Origin of the sequence: Pseudomonas sp. C6002 (genome assembly GCF_013385805.1) — a bacterium.
GTDB lineage: Bacteria > Pseudomonadota > Gammaproteobacteria > Pseudomonadales > Pseudomonadaceae > Aquipseudomonas.
In genome coordinates this window covers 468,291-487,150 of sequence record NZ_JACAPH010000009.1, presented here as the reverse complement: position 1 = coordinate 487,150, position 18,860 = coordinate 468,291, and the positions used below count along the sequence as shown (strand labels likewise).

The following is an 18,860-nucleotide window of genomic DNA, read 5'->3' as shown; positions in this document are numbered from 1 at the left end:
CATGAGCCGTCTTGATCCCCCCGGCCTGTTACAGGCTTTCAGCACCCTGACGCTTGATCTGCAACGCCTGGCCCAGCATCAGGACATCGAACAGTTTCATGGCCATGCCCTGTCGCGCATCAGTCAACTGCTGCCCTTCGACAGCGCATGGTGGGGGCGTGCCGCGATCATCGATGGCCTGCCGGAAGAACACAGCAGCTACCTGCATCACCTGCCAGACACGTACTTGGCCGACTGGCAGTCGATCCGCCATGTGGACGTGACGGTCGGGCTGGTGCACGAAGCACCCGGCCAGGCAGTGATTGTCGACATGCTCGACCCCGCCAACGGCCCGGGCCAGAATTGGTTGGGTCAGCGCCATGACATTGGCGAGTTGTTGTGTGTGATCCACGTCGACCCGCAAACCCGCCTCAGTGACCACTTGAGCCTGTACCGCAAACCGGGAGCGCCACGGTTCAACCAGGACGACTGCCAACTGCTGAACAACCTGATGCTGCACCTGGTGGCGGCCGTCTCGGCGAACCAGATCCGCACCCTGGTGGCCATGCGCGAAACCCTTACCAGCCCGCGCAACCTGGCCCTGGCGGTCTGCGACCAGCGCGGGGTGTTGCAGTGTGCCGAACGCGGGTTTGTCGACCTGCTGCTCAGTGAGTGGCCGCAATGGAGCGGCCCCGCCCTGCCGGTGCCGTTGAATCAGCGCGGGCATGAGGGCAAGCACATCCATATCGAAGCCTCGGCCGTGGGCGATCAGTTTCTGTTGGCCGCGCGCCTCAACCGCGCCCTGCCCCAGCTCAGTCCCAGAGAGAACGACGTGGCCCAGGGCTTTGGCGAAGGCAAGACCTACAAGGAAGTCGCCCGCGACCTGGGCTTGTCGCCGAACACCGTGCGCCATCACATCCGCGCCATCTACAGCAAGCTCGGGGTCAAGGACAAGGCGCGCATCGCGCACTTGCTGCACGCCCCGCCCGACTGACCTCACCCCTTAATTCGTTGCTTTTTTGCGCTGTCGTTTTGACGGTCTCGGGCGCCCTTTGCCCATTTTCCGCTGCCATCCATCACATTCCATAAGAGATGCCTCGCGATGAATCACTCCACCTTGCGTCACCTGGCCATGCTGCTGGGCGGCACCCTACTGAGCCTCGACAGCCAGGCCGCCGACCTCAACGCCCGGGACTTTTTCGGCGCGCCGTCCGGTACCAGCCTCGGCGTGCTGTACTTGCCGGCGACGCGCTACGATGATTTCCACGGCCCGGCCGACACCACCGGCAAGGCCGACTTGAAGGTCAACGCCGTGGCGTACCGCCAGGTGTTTTTCACTGACGTCTGCGGCACGCTGTGCACCCCGCAATTTATCCTGCCCTTCGCCGACATCAATGCGCGCTTGCCCGGCGCCAGCCAGCACACCGGCGAGAGCGGCTTTGGTGACCCGCAGGTGGGCGGCACGCTGTTTTTCATCAACGACCCGGCCTCACGCACCTACAGCGGGCTGTTGAGCCTGATCACCGTGCCGGTGGGCGAGTACCACAGTAAAAACCCCGACGTGTCCCCCGGGGCCAATCGCTGGGGCGCGACCTTCGTTTACAACTACACCCAGGGCATTGGCGAGAAATGGGTGCTGGAAGCCAACCTCGAAGCCCAGTTGTACGGCACCAATGACGACTATTTCGGCAGCGACCTCAAGCAAGACCCGCTGTACCGCCTGCAAGCCTTCGCCTCCTACGACTTCAGCCCGGCCACCTACGGCGCCCTGCGTTTGATCCACGCCGATGGCGGCGAGCTGCGCATCAACGACCAGCGCATCAACGACACCCACAAGCGCTACACCCAGGTGGGTTTCGAGGTAGGGCATTGGCTCGACCGGCAGAACCAAGTGATGTTCAGCCTTTCGCAAAACGTCGCGGCATCCAACGGCTACGCAGGCACCGACGCCCTGTTGCGGCTGGTCCATGTGTTCTGAATCACTTTCCCGGAGCTTGCCCATGAACACTCAGACCCACGCTGCAACCGCCGGCCTTTCAGCACGGTCATGGCCGTTGCTGGCGGCGATCATTCTGTTCGCCGCCATCACCCCGACCATCCTGATGACCGCACCGGCGGTGGCCGCGCAACTGGCCAGCCAATGGCAGTTGAGCCCGTCCCACATCGGCGACCTGTTCTCCACCGAGCTGGGGGCGATGAGCCTGGCCACCCTGCCCGCCTTCTGGTGGCTGAAACGGGTGGACTGGCGCCTGGCAGCCCTGGTCGCCGCCGTGGCATTCATTGCCGCCAACCTGTTGTCGATGCTCGCCGACACCTACGCCACCTTGCTTGCCTTGCGTTTTATGAGTGCCTTGGCGGGCGGTTCGTTGATGATCATCTGCCTGGCCAGCGCGGCTGCCACTGCCAATCCAAGCCGGGTCTACGGCTTGTGGGTGATGGGGCAACTGGTGGTCGGAGCGGTCGGCCTTGGCGTGCTGCCCGGACTGTTTGCGCGCTATGGCCTCGGCGCCTGCTACCTGATTCTTGCGGGACTGATGACGCTGCTGTTGCCACTCGCCCGGTGTTTCCCGTCCGGCAGCCCGCCGCGCGAGCAAACCGATGCAGCGCCGATACCTGTCTCCCGGGTGAAGGCTGCGCTGGGCATCGCCGGGATCCTGGCCTTCTACGTCAGCCTCGGCGGTGTCTGGACCTTTATCGGCGCCATCAGCAGTGGCGCCGCAATCTCCGCGCAACACAGCGGTGAAGTGCTGGCCCTGGCCACCGTGATGGGCATCGTCGGCGCCGGCTGTGCCTCGCTGATCGGTACGCGCCTGCCACGCCTGCTGCTGTTGCTGGTGGGCTACGCCCTGATGGCCGGTGCGGTGCTGTTGCTGAGCGGTACGCCAACACTGCTGCGCTTTGCTCTGGCAGCGCTGCTGTTCAAATTCACCTGGACCTTCATCCTGCCGCTGATTCTCGCCTGTCTCGCCGACCTCGACCGCAGCGGCAAGCTGATGAACACCTCCAACCTGGTGATCGGTGCGGGCCTGGCCATCGGGCCGGCCATTGCCGGGCGGCTCATCGAAGCCAGCGGCGGGTTTGCCTCGCTGCTGGTGGGCGGCGCCGCCGTCACCCTGTTGTCCCTGGCGCTGATGCTCGGCAGCCGCGCCACGCCTGACGCTGTTTTAACCCGCTGAACTGGAGACTCTGATGAACCGAACCACCGCGTTTTTCTTTGATGAACTAAGCCTCTGGCACAGCGCCGGCGCCCACGCACTGACCTTGCCGGTGGGCGGTTGGGTGCAGCCGCCTGCCGGCAGCGGGCATGCCGAGTCGCCGGAGACCAAGCGGCGCTTGAAAAGCCTGCTGGACGTATCCAGGCTGAGCCGTCACCTGCAACAGCACAGCGCAGTTCCGGCCACTGACGAGGACTTGCGACGGGTACACGGTGCCGACTACCTGCAACGCTTCAAGGCCCTGAGCGATGCCGGCGGTGGCGAACTGGGCCCACAGGCACCGATCGGTCCGGGCAGTTACGAGATCGCCCGACTCTCCGCCGGGCTGGCCATCGCTGCAGTGGACTCAGTGCTGAGCGGGCAGGTCGAGAATGCCTACTCACTCTCGCGGCCGCCGGGGCATCACTGCCTGGCGGACGGCGCCATGGGCTTTTGCTTCCTGGCTAATATCGCCATCGCCATCGAGGCCGCCAAGGCGCGCCGCGGGCTGGGCAAGGTCGCCGTGATCGACTGGGACGTGCACCATGGCAACGGCACCCAGTCCATCTTCGAAACACGTGGCGATGTATTGACGATCTCCCTGCACCAGGACGGTTGCTATCCGCCGGGCTACAGCGGTGAACAGGACCGTGGCCGTGGCGCCGGCCTGGGCGCCAATATCAATATCCCGTTGCCGCCAGGCAGCGGCCACGAAGCCTATCTGCACGCGATGGAGCGCATCGTGGTACCGGCCCTGGAGCGCTTCGAGCCTGAACTGATCATCGTCGCCTGCGGCTATGACGCCAACGCCGTGGACCCGCTGGCGCGCATGCTGCTGCACAGCGAGTCGTTCCGCCTGATGACCCGCACAGTACGCCAAGCCGCCGAGCGCCTGTGCCAAGGGCGCCTGGTGCTGGTGCATGAAGGTGGTTACAGCGAAGCCTATGTGCCGTTTTGCGGGCTGGCGGCGCTGGAGGAGTTGGCCGGCGTGCGCACGGCGGTGGAAGACCCGATGCTGGAGTTTGTCCAGTTGCAGCAGCCCAAGGACGTACTGCTGGGGTTTCAGCGCCAGTGGATCGACCGACTGGCGCAGGGCTTTGAGGCTTAGACCGCCAGGGCGGCCACACGCCAAACCCGGGCAATGTCCGAGGCGCGCTCGCGCAACAGGCGCGGTGCCTCGCTGCAGGCCTGTTCCAGGGTAGTCGGGCCGGACGGCAAGGCGAACGCGGCATCCACGCCGTGGGCGTACATTTGCTCGTAGCCATCCCCCAATGTGCCGGCGATCACGATCACCGGCACGTTGTGCTGCCTGGCGATTCGCGCCACGCCAAACGGGGTCTTGCCGCGCAGGGTCTGGGCGTCGAACCTGCCTTCGCCGGTGATCACCAGGTCGGCGCCACGCACGGCTTGCTCAAGCCCAACAAGCTCTGCGACCACTTCAACACCCGCGCGAAACTGCGCGCCAAGGAACGCCTTGGCGGCGAAACCCAAGCCACCGGCGGCGCCGCTGCCGGGTTCGTCACGTACATCCTTGGGCAATACCTTGGCGCAGTGATCGGCGAAATGGCCGAGGGCCGCATCCAGTTGTTCGACTTGCTGGGGATTGGCGCCCTTTTGCGGGCCGAAAATCGCCGAGGCCCCGTGAGGACCGCATAGAGGGTTGTTCACGTCGGCGGCGATTTCGAAGCGCACTTCGTTCAGGCGGGGATCCAGTTGTTCAAGGCTGATGCGCGACAGCTTGCCCAGCGCCAGGCCGCCAAGGGGCAGCGCTGCTCCCTCGGCATCAAACAACTGCACACCCAGGGCTAGCATCGCCCCGGCGCCGCCGTCGTTGGTGGCGCTGCCGCCAATGGCCAGGATGATGCGCTGGGCGCCGGCATCCAGGGCGGCGCGGATCAGTTCGCCAGTGCCGAAGGTGCTGCTGGAACACGCATTTCGCTGACCCGGTGGCACGAGTTGCAGGCCGCTGGCTTCGGCCATTTCGATGATTGCGGTGTGGCTCTCGGCCAACCAGCCCCAATGCGCGTCGACACTGCCGCCCAATGGCCCTTGCACACGGCTGGTGCGCAGCTCGCCCTGGCAGGCGGCGAGTACCGATTCCACCGTGCCCTCACCACCGTCCGCCATCGGGCACTTGATCAGCTCGGCGTCGGGCCACACGCTGGCCAGCCCCTCGGCAATGGCGTTCGCCACGCCCTCTGCACTCAGGCTGTCCTTGAACGAGTCGGGGGCGATGATGATTTTCATGGGCTTTCTCCGGTTTTTATAACGCCCATGCTGCCAGTTGGCACCGGCAATAACGCCGGTCCATTGCACAAGAGTGGCTGGGGTTTGTTGTTCATTTGGACAATGCTTGCGGCAATAGCTGCACGCCGAGGTACAACGCGAGCATGCCGTCGAGGGTCAGCGGGTCGACGCCGCTCAGCTCGGCGATGCGTTCCATGCGGTAGCGCAGGCTGTTGCGGTGGATCCCCAGGGCATCGGCGCACGCCTGGCTTTGGCCGTCGTGGTCGCACCAGCTGCGCAGGGTCGCCAGCAACTGGCCGTTGCTGTCCTTGGCCAGCACCTTGCGCAGCGGGTTGAGCAGTTCGTCGAGGGCGTCGTCGTTGCGGTGGCGCCAGAGCATGACCGGCAGGCGGTAGCGATTGAGGGTCAGCAACCGCGATTCGGGCAGCACATCACGGCCATAGGCGAGCAGGTCGCCGACCCGCCGGTAACAACGGCGCAGGCCGGCCAGCCCGTCCGCTTGCCCGCCGACGGCGACCCGCAGGATGTTCCAGCCCAGGCCGTCGAGCTTTTCCAGCAGGCGCGGGTTATCGACTTGCACCGACGCAGGCCGGCACCACAGCAGGGAAAACTGCGCGGAGCTGACGCACCAGCTGTCGGGGTAGCGCGAGGTCAGCCAGGCGCTCAAGGCCTCGGCCGACTGGCCGCTGCCCAGCTCGAACAGGTACGGCGTGCGCGCCAGGTGCGGCTTGAGGCCCAGTTGCTGGGCTTCATCCACCAGGCGCGGCGAATCACCGGTCTCGGCCAGCAGCAGTGCCAGCAGATCATCGCAGCGCTGGCGCCGCCATTGCTGCTCGGCTTGCTGGTGACGCTGGCTGACCAGCATTTCGGCGGTCATGCGCACCAGTTCGGCATAGGTGCGCAGCAATTCCGGCTCACCGGTAATGCCCAGCACGCCGATCAGGCGCTGGTCGTGCAGCAGCGGCAGGTTGATCCCGGGTTGCACGCCCTTGAGGTGCTTGGCAGTCTGGCCGTCGATTTCCACCACCCGCCCGTTGGCCAGCACCAACTGCGCGCCTTCGTGGCGAGTGTTGATCCGCTCGGGTTCGCCGCTGCCCAGGATCAGGCCCTGGCTGTCCATAACGTTGACGTTATAGGGCAGGATCGCCATGGTGCGATTGACGATATCCTGCGCCAGGTCATGATCCAGCTCGAACATGGGGCTAAATTCCTGAAAAAAACCGGTTGTTCATAGGCACAGCGCAAACCATGCTTCACTGTGCGCGAGCACAAAGACAGCACCCCTTGAGGTGGCCGAGACTCGTTGGGCGATCAACGTTACCCTCGCATCGCGAAAAATCATAATAAAGAGAGACTGCCATGTCACAGAGCGCCGCTGTTACCCAGGCCACCGATGACGATAAAAACGCCGTATACAAGCGCATCACCCTGCGCCTGATCCCCTTCATTTTCATCTGCTACCTGTTCAACTACCTCGACCGCGTCAACGTCGGCTTTGCCAAGTTGCAGATGCTCGACGACCTGAAATTCAGCGAGACCGTGTACGGCCTCGGTGCCGGGATCTTCTTTATCGGCTACGTGCTGTGCGGCGTGCCGAGCAACCTGGCGTTGACCAAATTCGGTCCACGGCGCTGGATTGCGCTGATGATGATCGTCTGGGGCGCCCTGTCCACCTGCCTGTTGTTCGTTACCACGCCAACGCACTTCTACGGCTTGCGCCTGCTGACCGGCGCCGCTGAAGCCGGGTTCTTCCCGGGCGTGGTGCTGTACCTCTCGCAGTGGTTCCCGACCTTCCGCCGTGGGCGGATCATGGCGCTGTTCATGTCGGCGATTCCGGTATCCGGCCTGCTCGGCAGCCCGTTCTCCGGCTGGATCCTCAACCACTTCGCCGCCGGCCAGGGCGGGCTTGCGGGCTGGCAGTGGATGTTCCTGCTGCAAGGCGTGCCGACGGTGATCCTCGGCGCCCTCGCCTACTTCCTGCTCAGCGACAGCTTTGCCAACGCCAAGTGGCTCACGCCCCATGAGCGCGCGGTGCTGGAAGCCGACCAGGCGACCGACCTGGCCAACAAGCCGAAGACCACCAGCGACTCGCTGCTGGAAGTGTTCAAGAACCCGGCGATCTGGGCGTTCGGCCTGATCTACTTCTGCATCCAGAGCGGTGTGTACGCCATCAACTTCTGGCTGCCATCGATCATCAAGAACATGGGCTTCAGCGATAACCTGGTGATTGGCTGGTTGAGTGCGATCCCGTACCTGCTGGCGGCGGTGTTCATGCTGCTGGTGGGCCGCTCTGCCGACTTGCGCAAGGAGCGTCGCTGGCACCTGGTGGTGCCGATGCTGATGGGCGCGATCGGGCTGGTGATTGCGGTGAACTTTGCAACCACGCCGGCCATTGCGATCCTCGGCCTGACCATCGCCACCATGGGCGCCCTCACCGGCCTGCCGATGTTCTGGCCGGTGCCAACCGCGATGCTCAGCGCAGGTGCGGCAGCAGGTGGCTTGGCGTTGATCAACTCCATGGGCCAGATGGCGGGGTTCCTCAGCCCGTATATCGTCGGGTTTGTGAAAGATGCCACCGGGTCTACGGACCTGGCGCTGTACCTGCTGGCGGCGGTGATCGTCGCGGGCAGTGTGCTGGCGTTGCGCATGACGCGCACACTCAAGGCTTGAATCAGCGCTGACCGGTGCCGCGATATCGAGGGCGGCGCCGGTCATCTGTCTGCTCATATAAAGGCGTGTTTTTATAGGCAAACAACTGCCTGACAGCCGTATTAACCTTTACGCCCATTCCAGGTAACAAATAGGCTACAACCTTTACCCAGCCTTTACTTTCGTACCCCATCATCCCGTCCGAAACCGCTGTCTGAAGCCTATGCCCGGGGATATTATCAAGACCGGTTCGGTGCATACGTAGAGGACTTATCATGATCAGTCGACTCTCAAAAATGAAAGTAGCCCTGTTGCTCATTGCCACCCTCGCCATCGCAGGGCAAGCAGAAGCCCGTGGAGGATATGGCTATGGCTGGGGTCACGGTTATGGGTACGGGCATGGCGGTGGTTGGGGCTGGGGTGGCCCGGCTTTGCTGGGTGCGGTTGTCGGCGGTCTCGTAGTGGGTTCGGTGGTCGCCAACTCCCAGCCTCCGGTCTATGTGCAGCAGCAACCGGTTTACGTGCAACCGCAGCCGGTGTACATCCAACAGCCGCCGCCGGTCTATTACCAGGCGCCGCCTCCAGGCTATTACTACCCGCCACAACCGGTTCCGGTGCCACGTTATTAAGCACGGCCCTATTACTGATAATGCAGGTCCCGCCTGAAAGCGGGACCTTTTTTATTCAGCTGCCTTTAGAGTAATCCGCCGCCGTCGACATCAATCACGCTACCGGTAATAAACCCGTTCTCCATCGCCAACACATACCCGGCAGCCACTTCTTCGGCCTGCCCCACGCGCCCCACCGGCAACGCCCCGCCCGCCTTGGCAAACATTGCCAGTCGCTGCTCATCGGACAACCCGGCATACGCCTCGGTGTCGATCACCCCCGGGCTGACCACATTGACCCGGCGTGGCGCCAGTTCCTTGGCCAGTTGCTTGCCCAGCGCTTCGGTCGCCGCATTGATGCCGGTCTTGATGAATTGCCCCGCAACCGTTTTGCGCCCCAACTGCCCCGACGTCAGGGTGATGCTGCCGCGCTCGGCGAGAAATGGCAGCGCCGACTGGATCGCCCGCAGCGAACCCCAGAGCTTCACGTTGAAGTTGTCTTGCGCCAGGTTCAGGTCGGTCTCGATCAGGGCCTTGGCCTGCACCGCAGGCCCTGCGGTGTAGACCAGATGGTCAAACGGCCCCACGGTTTCGAACAAGCGCTGTAATGAGGCTGCGTCGGTCACGTCCACCTGCTCGCTGCGCACCCCGTTCTCCACGGTTGAAGACAAGCGCCGCCCGGCCAGCACCACATGGGCACCGCGTGCCACGGCCTGCTTTGCCACCGCGGCACCAATGCCGCTGCTGCCGCCAATGACGATGATGGTTGTGCCGTTGAGGGGAGATGTCATGGGGAAATACCTGGCTGAGAAAATGAGCTTTCATCTTCCCAGCTTGGCAATCGTTGAAAAATCCCGGTAAAACGACAAGATCTTTAAAGGATTTTTACAAATGAGCTCAATCCTCGACCTTGAAGTGTTCGTGCGCACCGCCGACACCGGCAGCCTGTCGGCAGCCGCCCGCAGCCTCAGCCTGACCCCGGCCGCAGCGAGCATTGCCCTCAAGCGCCTGGAAACCCGCCTGGGCATCCGGCTGCTGGCGCGTTCCACCCGCAGCATGCGCCTGACCGAAGAAGGCCGGCGCTACCTCGACAGTGTGCGCGTGGCCCTGGAGGCGCTGTCGGAAGGCGAACAGGCGGTCAAGCAGCAAGGCCAGAGCCTGAGCGGGTTACTGCAATTGGCCGCGCCCTCGGATTTCGGGCGCAATGTGCTGCTGGGCTGGCTGGATGAGTTCAAGCTCGAACACCCGAACGTGCGCCTTCAGTTGCTGCTCAACGACAGCAATGCCGACCTGTTCCGCGAAACCGTCGACATCGCCCTGCGTTTCGGCGTACCACGGGACTCCAGCCTGGTCGCGTTGCCGGTGGTGCCCGACCACACGCGGGTGGCGTGCGCCAGCCCCGACTACCTCGCGCGCCACGGTACGCCACGCCTCCCCCAGGACCTGGCACAACACAGCACGCTGCGCTATATGCGCCAGGGTCGGGCGAACAACACCTGGTACTTTCGCCAGGGCGAGGTGCTGCAGGAAGTCGAGGTCGGCGGCGACTACCTCAGTGATGACGGCGAGATCGTGCGGCGCTGGGCATTGGCCGGGCACGGCATCGCCTATAAAGCGCGGCTGGATGTAGCGCGCGATATCAAGGCCGGGCGCCTGGTGCCGTTGCTCACCGATTGGCAAGGCGAACCGACCCCGTTCAATCTGATGTGTCCCCATCGGTTGCAGGTGTCGGAGCGGGTCAAGGTACTGCATCGCTTCCTGCAACTGCGCTGCGCCGAACTATTACCGCAATAACCGTTGCGGGGCTTGTTCCAGAGCCTTGCTCTCTGGTATTGGATAGGGCCTGTCTCCCCCTTTTGAGGTGTTCACGATGATTTACCGCACACTGGGCCAGTCCGGGTTGAAGGTCAGCGCACTGACCCTGGGCAGCATGATGTTTGGCGAGCAGACCAACACCGAGGACTCGCTGCGCATCATCGACAAGGCCTGGGATCAAGGCATCAACTTTATCGACACCGCCGACGTCTACACCGGCGGGCGCTCCGAGGAAATCGTCGGCGAAGCCATCGCCCGCCAGCGCCAGGATTGGGTGCTGGCCTCGAAGGTCGGCATCGGCCCGGCGGATGGCCTGCCGAACCGCAGCGGCCTGAGTCGCAAGCGGATTTTCAATGCGCTGGAAGCCAGCCTGACGCGCCTCGACACCGATTACCTGGATATCTATTACCTGCACCGCGAAGACCACAACACGCCACTGGAAGTCACGATTTCAGCGATTGGCGACTTGATCCGCGAGGGCAAGATCCGCCACTGGGGCCTGTCCAACTACCGCGGCTGGCGGATCGCTGAAGTGATCCGCGTGGCCGAGCGCCTCGGGGTGGACAAACCGATCATCAGCCAGCCGCTGTACAACATCGTCAACCGCCAGGCCGAGGTGGAGCAGATCACCGCCGCCGCCGCGTATGGCCTGGGCGTGGTGCCTTACAGCCCGCTGGCCCGTGGCGTGCTCAGCGGCAAATATGCGCCGGACGTAACGCCTGAAGCCGGCAGCCGTGCCGGGCGCCAGGACAAGCGCATCCTGGAAACCGAATGGCGCGTTGAATCCCTGCGCATCGCCCAGCAGATCCAGCAATACACCCAGGGCCGTGGCGTGGGGATTGTCGAGTTCGCGATTGCCTGGGTCCTGAACAACTCGGCGGTCAGTTCGGCGATTGTCGGGCCGCGCACCGAGGCGCAGTGGGATGCCTACACCGGCGCGCTGGAGGTGAAGATCACGGCGGAGGACGAAGCATTCATCGACTCGCTGGTCACGCCAGGGCATGCGTCGACGCCAGGGTTCAATGATGTGAGCCACTTTGTGTCGGGGCGAGTTGCCCGGCCATAAGTCCCTTTTATGGGGGGACCTGAGAAATCCTCCCATAAACCGCTCCAAAACAGAGCAAACATCTCACCTCAAAAGCACTATATTCCCTCCCTGAAATCCCCCCTTCTTTTGTATCAATCGGCTTTCGTGAGGACAGTGTGTCTAAAGGTGTTGTGTTATCGGTCTTGGCCTCGGTGTTGTTTGCCGTGATGTATTACTTCACGTCGCTGCTTACGCCCTTGAGCGGCCTGGAGATCTTCGGCTGGCGCATGTTGTTGACGGTGCCCTGCATGACCGTGTTCATGATTGTCAGCGGCGAGTGGCGACGGGTGTGGGAACTGGTTCGGCTGGTTGCGGCCAAACCCGCGCTGATCGGCGGGGTCGTGGTGTCTTCGGCCCTGCTGGGGGTGCAGTTGTGGCTGTTCATGTGGGCGCCGCTCAACGGTCGCAGCCTGGATGTATCGCTGGGCTATTTCCTGCTGCCATTGACGATGGTGCTGACCGGTCGGCTGGTGTATGGCGAACAATTGTCACGCCTGCAAAAGATTGCGGTGTTCTTCGCCGGTGCTGGTGTGCTGAACGAGTTGTATCAGGTGGGCGGATTCTCCTGGGCAACCCTGGTAGTGATCATCGGCTACCCGGTTTACTTCGTACTGCGCAAACGCCTGAAGACCGACCACCTCGGCGGGCTGTGGCTCGATATGGCGCTGATGTTGCCGGTGGCACTGTGGTTCGTGCAAAGCGGCGAACAGGGTTTTGCCGTGCTCGACGCCCACAAGGGCTTGTACGCCTTGATCCCGATGTTGGGCTTGATCAGTGCGTCGGCGCTGGTGTGCTACGTCGTCGCCAGCCGCTTGTTGGCCTTCAGCCTGTTCGGGCTGCTCAGCTATGTAGAACCGGTGCTGCTGCTCGGCGTGGCCTTGTTGTTGGGCGAAAGCATCAAGGCGGGGGAATGGCTGACGTATCTTCCGATCTGGCTCGCGGTGATGGTGCTGGTGTTTGAAGGCTTCAAGCATTTGGTGCGTCAGCAGAAGGCCTGACAGCGCTTTTTTTTGCTGCCATTTCGAGCATTACAGCCGTTTGCGACAACCCCCCTCGGATGGCCCCGTAATACGGAATCCTGCCTTGGATTTCGTCGCCTATTTGCGTCAGTGCGGCGTCCATTTGCGCCTTTTCAACGCCAAACAGCTTACCGAGCCGGTTGTTCTGGTTGAGTTCAAGCAAGGTGCCGGTGACGGGGTTTTTGACGATTTTTTCGATGGACTGCGCCACATCCTCAGGCACGCCCAGTGCGATCAAGGCCGTCCCAATGCCTGAACCCGGATTCTTCAGTTGGCGGATGAACTCGTCGAACAGCCCCCATAAATCGTTGGCACCTACATTATCCAGGCTGACACTGACGACCGTTTTCAAGTATTGCTCTCGCGAGACAGGCGACAGCGGCTGGTCATTGTTCAGGCCGTTTTTCACAAAGTAGAAGTTGCCCTTGTTACCTCCTCCATGGAAGTTGCCGTAGGCATCGTACTGATAGAGTACGGTTTCTCCGTCCGGACGTGTGCCTGCGAAAGTCACCCGGCCATCACGGGTCTCAACTTTCAGGTAGGTCCCCGTCAGCCCGTTGACCGGTACCGGCGGCACGCTTGTGTGCTTGTCCAGGCGATTGAAAATATCGCCCTTTTCGTAGCCAAAAGGCCCGACCACGGCATTGATATCGCCTGCGGCGAAGCGCGTCATCGTGTCTTTTACCCGCTTTGTCTGATCGGCAGGCGCATTGCGGGAAAAATGCCCGGCAAATACATCCAACTTGTCAGGGTCGATGGCGACCTCTTTGAGCCAGGCGTTCATTTCTTCAAGGTTATTGAATTCGAAGAACGAATTGCCCTCCACGTCAGGAATGTACAACAGGATATTCGTTCCGGTTTCAGAGGCGGGTACGCGTTTGACCACCAGAATGTCGCTCGACTGGATCCCGTCCACCGCGAACGTGCAGACCTGCGCGCCGACGGTTGATGAGGTACCCGGGGCCAATACGGCATTGGCCAGTTCGACGCCTGCGGCGGTCAGCTCGCCCTGCGCACTGCTCCATTCCACGTTCGAGGAAAACGTCACGCGGGCGACAGTGGCAGGACTTAATGGGGAGGGAACAGTTGGGGCCAAGGGACTGATGGCGGGTACGTCGTTGACGGCTGCTGCCTGATTCAAACCTGGAGGTGGACTACCGGTGTGCGTAATGACTGTCATACATGAACCTCAACTGGGCATATGACACTGAGTAACGCTGGCAGTGAATTCCGTTCCTGGCCGCTGGCAACCGCCTATGTCCCGATGTTTCTGCCGGGCAACAAAAAGCCCGGCCAGGTGCAATCCCGGTCGGGCTTTTTTGTGTATCGCCCAGGCGATCAGTCAGCGGTCAACACACCACGACGCACTTGGTCGCGCTCGATGGATTCGAACAGCGCCTTGAAGTTGCCTTCACCAAAGCCGTCGTCACCCTTACGCTGGATGAACTCGAAGAACACCGGGCCCATCAGGGTTTCCGAGAAGATCTGCAGCAGCAGGCGCTTGTCCCCCGCCACTGACGAGCCGTCCAGCAGGATGCCCCGTGCCTGCAGTTGATCCACCGGCTCGCCGTGGTTCGGCAGGCGGCCTTCGAGCATCTCGTAGTAGGTGTCTGGCGGCGCGGTCATGAAGCGCATGCCGATCTTCTTCAACGCATCCCAGGTCTTGACCAGGTCATCGGTGAGGAAGGCAACGTGCTGGATGCCCTCGCCGTTGAACTGCATCAGGAACTCTTCGATCTGCCCGGCACCCTTGGACGATTCTTCGTTCAGCGGGATGCGGATCATGCCGTCCGGGGCGCTCATGGCCTTGGAGGTCAGGCCGGTGTATTCGCCCTTGATGTCGAAATAGCGCGCCTCACGGAAATTGAACAGCTTCTCGTAGAAGTTCGCCCAGTAGGCCATGCGGCCGCGGTACACGTTGTGGGTCAAGTGGTCGATGACCTTGAGGCCCGCGCCCACCGGGTTGCGCTCGACACCTTCGAGGTACACGAAGTCGATGTCATAGATCGAGCTGCCTTCACCAAAGCGGTCGATCAGGTACAGCGGCGCGCCGCCAATGCCCTTGATCGCCGGCAGGTTCAGCTCCATCGGGCCGGTTTCGATATGGATAGGCTGGGCGCCCAGTTCCAGGGCCCGGTTGTAGGCCTGTTGCGAGTCCTTGACGCGAAACGCCATGCCGCACACCGACGGGCCGTGCTCGGCCGCAAAGTAGGAGGCGATGCTGTTGGGTTCGTTGTTGAGGATCAGGTTGATCTCGCCCTGCCGGTACAGGTGTACGTTCTTGGAACGGTGGGTCGCGACCTTGGTGAAGCCCATGATCTCGAAGATCGGCTCCAGGGTGCCCGGGGTTGGCGATGCGAATTCGATGAACTCAAAGCCCATCAGGCCCATTGGGTTTTCGTACAGGTCTGCCATTTTCGGTGCCTCATCATCATTCTTGTAATTAACAAATGTTTATTTGCGAGCAAGGATGAGGTCAGCGGGTGGCGCACAGGAGATACCCCGCACGCTGCGGGCGAGGAAGTCACCAAAGATGAGGGGGGACCCGAGTAGCTTCATGGTTACATCAGTCTCTGACGGGCGAGGCTTGCGTTAGCGCAAGCCCTTATTCTTGTATGCGTAAATCGATTCTACACAGCGTAAACAGATTTGTCCGTACTCTTATCAAATCCCCATTGCCCTGGCCCGCGCAAGGGGTTTGTTGCACAGATAGATGCCCAGCAGGATGACCGCCCCACCCAGCAGCATCGGCACGGTCAGTTGCTCGCCAAGCAGCAATGCGCCGCAGATCACTGCCGTCAGCGGATTGAGGGCGATAAATACACCCGCACGGGTGGCGCCGATGCGGCGCAGGCCATCGTAGTAGCCGATGTAGGCCAGTGCCGAGCCCAGCACGCCCAGGTACAGCAAACTCATCAGTTGGGGCAGATCAATCCGGCCCAATGCGGCCACCGTTAGTCGGCCCGTCACCAGCGTGGTGATCGTCAGCATCAGCGTGCCCAGCAGGATCGACCAGGTCACGGTTTGCAATGGCCCCAGGCGCTGGTTGAGACCCCTGGAAAACAGCGAGTACACGCCCCACCCCACCACGCAGCCGAAAATCAGCAAGTCGCCGACCCACGCATCTGCCGTGCCCTGCAGCAACTGCGGGTTGCGACTGACGATCACCAGCCCTGCGCCACCCAGGCACAGCGCGATCCCCACCAGCTTGAAGCAGCCCAGGCGTTCCTTGAACAGCAGCCACGAGGCCAGGCCAATCACTGCCGGGTTCAGCGCCACGATCAACGACGCCCGGGACGCATTGATGTAATGCAGGCCGTAGAAAAAACACAGGTTGTAGAAAAAGATCCCGAAAAAGCCCAGCACCATCAATTGCACCCATTGCGCGGTGGTCGGACGCACCAGGCGAATACGCGCGACGCCCAGGAAGGCCAGCAGCGCCAGGCTGGCCAGTGCAAAGCGCACGGTCGCCGCCAACAGTGGGTCCAGGCCTGCCGCCAGATAGCGCCCGGCAACGAAGGTGCCGCCCCAGATCATGGTCACGGCCGCCAGCTTCAGATACGTCAGACGGTCAGGGCTCGGGTTCATCAGATTTCTACTCACAAGACACGGGATTGGCTTATTGTTTGGTTAATCCCCGATCATCGTAAAATGAGTAAATACTCATGACCCTTACCCAACTGGAAATCTTTTCCCTGGTGGCCGAACTGCAAGGTTTCACCAGCGCCGCCAATCGCCTGGGCATCAGCCAATCGGCGGTGTCCCATGCGATCAAATCCCTGGAGCAGGAACTGGGTGTGGAGTTGATCCGACGTCATCAGTCCCAGGTCGAACTCAGCGATATCGGCCAACAACTGCTGTTGCGCGCCCGGGCCATGCTCGGGTTGGCCAACACGCTGCAACAGGAAGCCGCCGATGCCCGCGGGATGAAGCGCGGCACGCTGCGCATCGGCTCGTTCGGGCCGACCTCATCGATTCGCCTGTTGCCCGCGATCCTGCAGCATTTTCGCGAGCAGCATCCGGGCATCGAGGTGCATGTCGACGAAGGCCCCGATCGCCAGGTGACGCAGTGGCTGGAAGAGCGGCGCGTCGACGTTGGGTTTGTGGTGCTGCCTGAAGAGCGCTTCGATACGTTCCCGTTGATTGAGGACCAACTGGTCGCGCTGCTGCCCTTGGGGCATCACTTGGGCGCGCAGCCAAGTGTCAGCCTGAAAGCGCTGTGTGGTGAACCTTTTATCCTGACCCAGGCCGGTTCGGCCGAACTGGTCTCAAGGCTGTTCGTCGGTGCAGGGTTGCAGCCGGATGTGCGTTACCGCTGCTCACAGCTGCTCAGCACCCTGGACACCGTGCGCCGGGGCGACGGCGTGACCATTGTCGCCGAGTTGTCGCTGCCTGAATCCACGCAGGCGGATTACCTGATCAAACCGCTCAAGCCTGCCGTCAAACGCCAGGTGGGGCTGGCGGTACTGGACCGTCGGCAGTCCTCGCCGGCAACCCTGGCATTTATTCAACTGGCCACACGGTTGAAGCTTTATTGAACATGCACAGACGCCTGCCGCCATCTATCATGGCCAATACCGATACGCTTTGTTGGAAGGCCACCGAGGTTGTCCCGACCGCATTTGAGCGTCCTATTGCCCTCTCCCGCTACAGGCTGCGCAAATGCCACTGACCGTCAAAGGCCCCCGAAAAGCCTTCACTCGCCACCTGATCACCCTGCTCAGTGGCGCGCTGCCCATTTTGCTGGGTGTGCTTATCCTGTATTGGCAAGCCGGGCGCACCCTCGAGCACAGCACCGCGCAAACCGCCCAGGAGGCCGTGCGCCAGTTTGACCTGATGCTCGACAACACCGCCCTCGCCGCCCAGGACCTGCTGCCACTGGCCGGCCATGAATGTGATAACCCGACTCAACTGAAGCTGCGGGAACAGGTCACCCGCCGGCCGTTCGTGCGCGCCACCACCTTGTCCTGGCAGCGCAACATCTATTGCAGCTCGTTGTTTGGTGGCAACTACCAGTCACCGGTCAACCCTGAGGACTACGTCGGCGGCCGTCTCTGGCTGATGAAAGGCAACCCGGTGACACCCGACACCGCATTGCTTGTTTATCGCCTCACCGAGGGAGAACGGGGGGCCTTTGCCTCCATCGATGGCTACCACCTGACAAACGCCTTGCGCCTGATCAGCCGATATACCGACCTGGTGTTGCAGGTGGGGCCTAACTGGCTGGCGGCGGATGGCAAGGTGCACAGCACAACGCTGCCGACATTTTCCGTCGCGCATCATCATCTCGACTCCACACGGTATACCTACAGCGTGGAAGCCGGGATGCCGGAGGGTGAAACCTGGCGCTACATGCAGGCGCGGTATCCTGCACTGTTCGTTCTGGTGGTGTTTTTCGGCGTGCTGGCAGGCATCCTCGCCCACTGGCTGCAAAAGCGCTCATCGGCACCGACCCTGGAACTGCAACGGGCCCTGGGCGCCAATGAATTTGTGCCCTATTACCAGCCAGTGGTGCGTGGCGACAACATCCGGCAGTGGGCCGGCTGTGAAGTGCTGATGCGCTGGAATCATCCCAGGGAAGGCCTGGTGCGCCCGGACCTGTTCATTCCCCTGGCCGAACATTCGGGCCTGATCGTACCGATGACCCGCGCCCTGATGCGCCAGACCGCCGCACAGTTGGCGCCCCACACCGCGCAGTTTGCCGACAATTTTCACGTGGGCATCAACATTACCGCTCGCCATTGTCACGACCTGGAGCTGGTGGAGGACTGCCGGGAGTTCCTCGCTGCCTTCCCGCCGGGCAAGGTGATCCTGGTCCTTGAGTTGACCGAGCGCGAGTTGATCGAGCCCACGGATATCACCCGCCAGCTGTTCCAGGCGCTGCATGAAATGGGGGTAATGATCGCGATCGACGACTTTGGCACCGGCCACTCCAGCCTGGGTTATTTGCGCAACTTCAATGTCGATTACTTGAAGATAGATCAAAGCTTCGTGGCAATGATCGGTGTTGATGCACTCTCGCGGCATATACTCGACAGCATCATTGAACTGTCTGCCAAGCTGGACCTGGGCATCGTTGCCGAAGGCGTCGAAACACAAGAACAATGCGACTATCTGGCGGCCCAAGGCGTTGATTTCTTGCAAGGCTACCTGTTTGGCAAGCCTGTACCTTGCGACGAGTTCATTAGATTCCTGAACAGCCATTGAATAGCCAGCCACTTCAACGGAAATATTGTTATTTATACAAAAGACATGATTTACT

At 61.9% G+C, this 18,860-nt stretch carries 17 protein-coding genes; 11 read left to right on the top strand and 6 right to left on the bottom strand.

Translation table 11 applies throughout. The features are described 5' to 3' along the window. The first annotated feature begins 1 nt into the window (after nt 1). From HX817_RS06080 to HX817_RS06065, 4 genes are all read left to right on the top strand, one after another. Nucleotides 2–973, top strand: coding sequence for a helix-turn-helix transcriptional regulator (locus HX817_RS06080; RefSeq protein ID WP_087693883.1), 972 nt, complete (start codon nt 2–4; stop codon nt 971–973). A gap of 138 nt (nt 974–1,111) precedes the next feature. Next, a complete protein-coding gene (locus HX817_RS06075; RefSeq protein ID WP_371317770.1) occupies nt 1,112–1,957 on the top strand; it encodes a transporter in 846 nt (281 codons plus the stop codon). A gap of 22 nt (nt 1,958–1,979) precedes the next feature. Beyond that, on the top strand, nt 1,980–3,155 hold the full coding sequence (locus tag HX817_RS06070) for an MFS transporter (RefSeq protein WP_134326581.1): 1,176 nt from the start codon (nt 1,980–1,982) through the stop codon (nt 3,153–3,155). 13 nt (nt 3,156–3,168) lie between these two features. Beyond that, entirely contained in the window at nt 3,169–4,281 is a 1,113-nt protein-coding gene (locus HX817_RS06065) for a class II histone deacetylase (RefSeq protein ID WP_177039952.1), read from the top strand. Here the strand turns inward: HX817_RS06065 and HX817_RS06060 are convergent. Together HX817_RS06060 and HX817_RS06055 are read right to left on the bottom strand one after the other, a co-directional pair. Beyond that, nucleotides 4,278–5,420: a glycerate kinase gene (locus HX817_RS06060; protein WP_177039951.1), complete on the bottom strand. Its 1,143-nt coding sequence runs from the start codon at nt 5,418–5,420 to the stop codon at nt 4,278–4,280. The two genes, HX817_RS06065 and HX817_RS06060, sit on opposite strands and share 4 nt — an antisense overlap. Before the next feature lie 91 nt (nt 5,421–5,511). After that, nucleotides 5,512–6,618 carry a sugar diacid recognition domain-containing protein gene (locus HX817_RS06055; RefSeq protein WP_177039950.1) on the bottom strand — a complete coding sequence of 369 codons (1,107 nt, stop codon included), beginning with the start codon at nt 6,616–6,618 and terminating at the stop codon, nt 5,512–5,514. A 161-nt stretch (nt 6,619–6,779) separates the two neighbouring features. Here HX817_RS06055 and HX817_RS06050 point away from each other — a divergent pair, with 161 nt between their 5' ends. Together HX817_RS06050 and HX817_RS06045 are read left to right on the top strand one after the other, a co-directional pair. Then, nucleotides 6,780–8,090, top strand: coding sequence for an MFS transporter (locus tag HX817_RS06050; protein WP_003212559.1), 1,311 nt, complete (start codon nt 6,780–6,782; stop codon nt 8,088–8,090). Nucleotides 8,091–8,365: 275 nt separating this feature from the next. Then, entirely contained in the window at nt 8,366–8,698 is a 333-nt protein-coding gene (locus HX817_RS06045) for a hypothetical protein (RefSeq protein ID WP_256348660.1), read from the top strand. A 65-nt stretch (nt 8,699–8,763) separates the two neighbouring features. On the opposite strand, the gene HX817_RS06040 is transcribed toward HX817_RS06045, so the two are convergent. Further along, a complete protein-coding gene (locus tag HX817_RS06040) occupies nt 8,764–9,468 on the bottom strand; it encodes an SDR family oxidoreductase (RefSeq protein WP_003212561.1) in 705 nt (234 codons plus the stop codon). Nucleotides 9,469–9,568: 100 nt separating this feature from the next. On the opposite strand from HX817_RS06040, the gene HX817_RS06035 reads away from it, so the two are divergent. The 3 genes from HX817_RS06035 (at nt 9,569) to rarD (ending at nt 12,577) form a co-directional block, all read left to right on the top strand. After that, nucleotides 9,569–10,471 carry a LysR family transcriptional regulator gene (locus HX817_RS06035; RefSeq protein ID WP_008432540.1) on the top strand — a complete coding sequence of 301 codons (903 nt, stop codon included), beginning with the start codon at nt 9,569–9,571 and terminating at the stop codon, nt 10,469–10,471. 76 nt (nt 10,472–10,547) lie between these two features. After that, nucleotides 10,548–11,558, top strand: coding sequence for an aldo/keto reductase (locus HX817_RS06030; RefSeq protein WP_008432538.1), 1,011 nt, complete (start codon nt 10,548–10,550; stop codon nt 11,556–11,558). Between the two features lie 137 nt (nt 11,559–11,695). Next, nucleotides 11,696–12,577, top strand: a complete 882-nt coding sequence (gene rarD / locus HX817_RS06025; RefSeq protein WP_023658818.1) for an EamA family transporter RarD — start codon at nt 11,696–11,698, stop codon at nt 12,575–12,577. Here rarD and HX817_RS06020 read toward each other — a convergent pair. The 3 genes from HX817_RS06020 to HX817_RS06010 all read right to left on the bottom strand — a co-directional run bounded on the left by HX817_RS06020 (nt 12,546) and on the right by HX817_RS06010 (nt 16,186). Next, a complete protein-coding gene (locus HX817_RS06020) occupies nt 12,546–13,778 on the bottom strand; it encodes a dermonecrotic toxin domain-containing protein (RefSeq protein WP_256348659.1) in 1,233 nt (410 codons plus the stop codon). The two genes, rarD and HX817_RS06020, sit on opposite strands and share 32 nt — an antisense overlap. Before the next feature lie 158 nt (nt 13,779–13,936). Then, nucleotides 13,937–15,013: a 4-hydroxyphenylpyruvate dioxygenase gene (gene hppD, locus HX817_RS06015; RefSeq protein ID WP_003212566.1), complete on the bottom strand. Its 1,077-nt coding sequence runs from the start codon at nt 15,011–15,013 to the stop codon at nt 13,937–13,939. Between the two features lie 249 nt (nt 15,014–15,262). After that, complete coding sequence (locus HX817_RS06010; protein ID WP_177039948.1) at nt 15,263–16,186, bottom strand: DMT family transporter; 924 nt, start codon at nt 16,184–16,186, stop codon at nt 15,263–15,265. 77 nt (nt 16,187–16,263) lie between these two features. Between HX817_RS06010 and HX817_RS06005 the strand changes: the two genes are divergently transcribed. Both HX817_RS06005 and HX817_RS06000 read left to right on the top strand, forming a co-directional pair. Continuing rightward, nucleotides 16,264–17,136, top strand: coding sequence for a LysR family transcriptional regulator (locus HX817_RS06005; RefSeq protein ID WP_003212568.1), 873 nt, complete (start codon nt 16,264–16,266; stop codon nt 17,134–17,136). 124 nt (nt 17,137–17,260) lie between these two features. Further along, the gene (locus HX817_RS06000) at nt 17,261–18,805 is read left to right on the top strand and encodes an EAL domain-containing protein (protein WP_177039947.1); all 1,545 of its coding nucleotides are present in this window, start codon (nt 17,261–17,263) and stop codon (nt 18,803–18,805) included. Nucleotides 18,806–18,860 lie beyond the last annotated feature (55 nt).